This is a genomic window from Curtobacterium sp. HSID17257, assembly GCF_003989515.1.
In the GTDB taxonomy this organism is placed as follows: Bacteria; Actinomycetota; Actinomycetes; order Actinomycetales; family Microbacteriaceae; genus Curtobacterium.
Map to the genome: position 1 here is coordinate 1 of NZ_RBLU01000211.1, position 1,565 is coordinate 1,565.

A 1,565-nucleotide genomic window follows, 5' to 3' on the forward strand; every position below is an offset into this window, starting at 1 on the left:
TGCCGGTGGGTCGAGCACGACCGCGCGGCCCGGCAGACCGGCCACCAGTCGGACGACGCCGTCGAAGCCGTTGGACGCAGCGAGCCGGATGCGCACGCGGCCGTCGGCGTCCTCGGCGTCGGCGGTGTCCGCCAGGTAGTCCGCGACGAGGGGCAGCGCCGAGCAGTCGAGCTCCACCGTGACGATGACGTCGCCCCCGGACTGCTGGAAGAGCGTGTCCGGGATCACGACGTCGCCGATGGTCTTCTCGGCCGGCCGGTCGTCGACCCGGACGTTCGTCATCCGGTCGAGGCGGAAGGTCCGCAGTGCCTGCCGGTCGAGGTCCCAGGCCCGCAGGTACCAGTCGGTGTCGATCGACTCGACGCGGAGCGGGTCCACGCGGCGGGTGCCGCCGCGGGTGCGGGGACCGGCGTACTCGAAGGCGAGTCCGCGCCCGTCGGCGACGGCGCGCCGGATCGTGGTCAGCGCGGCGTCGTGCAGGTCCTGACCGACCGCCACGTTCGACGCCGCTCCCCCGGCACCGCGGGACAGCTTCGCCATGAGCGCCCGGATGGCGTCGCGGTCCGCGGCCTCGGGCAACGCCGACAGGTACTGCAGGCCGGCGATCAGGGCCGAGGCCTCGCGCGCCGAGAGCCGGGGCGAGTCGTCGATCGCCACGAGGTTCGTCAGCACGATCATGTCGTTCTGCTCGAAGTCGTCCCAGGCGATGTCGAACAGGTCGCCGTGCTGGTACTGCATCGTCTCGCCGGGCACGCCGGACACCGCGATGAGCTCGACGGCACGGCGGATGCGCTGCTCGGGGACGCCGAAGTGCCGCGCGGCCTCGGCCACGGAGACGCGCTCGTGGTCGATGAGGTAGGGCACGAGGACGAGCAGGAACGCGAGCTTGTCCTGGGCCTGGAGTGGTTGCTGGTCAGCCACGGGCACCCCCGGCGTCGGCGGTCTGGTCGGCGTCTGCCGTCTGGTCGGCTCCGTCGGTGTCCGCGCCCGCACCGGTCCGGTCGGCTGCGTCCGTGTGGTCGGCGACGAGGGCACGCAGACGGGACACCACCTGCTCCCGCAGCGCGGCGGGTTCGAGCACCCGCACCTCGGGGCCGAAGGCCGCGAGTTCCCCGGCGAGGATCTGCGGGTCGACGTGGTGCACCACGAGCACGCCGTCGGCGGTGACCTCCGTGCCACGGCGACGTCGGAGCCGGCGCTCGGCGTCGGACCCGGGCACGACCGCGATGCGGGCGGTGCGCTCGGCCCACACCCGGTCGAGCTCGGCGAGTGCCCGTTCGGCGGCACCGGCGGGGGCAGGGTGCTGCCCGACCTGGTGCACGCTGACCGGGCCGACGATCCGGGACAGCAGGTAGTTCTTCGTGCCGCCGGTGGAGAACTCGTGCGCCGCCAGCATCCAGCGTCCGCCGTGCTGCACGAGCGCGAGGGGCGCGAGGTCACGGCGACGCGGCGCGTGCTCACCCGGCGTGATGTAGTCGAACCGGACGGCGGCGTCGCGGTCGAGGGCGGAGCGCAGCGGCTCGAACGCGGCGTCACGGGCGCGGAGCCGCGGCGCGTACGCAGCC

At 74.1% G+C, this 1,565-nt stretch carries 2 protein-coding genes; both read right to left on the reverse strand.

Annotated elements, in window-relative coordinates; genetic code table 11:
- Positions 1-921, reverse strand: a 921-nt coding sequence (locus D8M35_RS16065; protein ID WP_148113417.1) for a YafY family protein, incomplete at its 3' end; no start/stop codon positions are given.
- Positions 914-1,565, reverse strand: a 652-nt coding sequence (locus tag D8M35_RS16070) for a YafY family protein (protein WP_148113418.1), incomplete at its 5' end; no start/stop codon positions are given. The genes D8M35_RS16070 and D8M35_RS16065, both read right to left, overlap by 8 nt.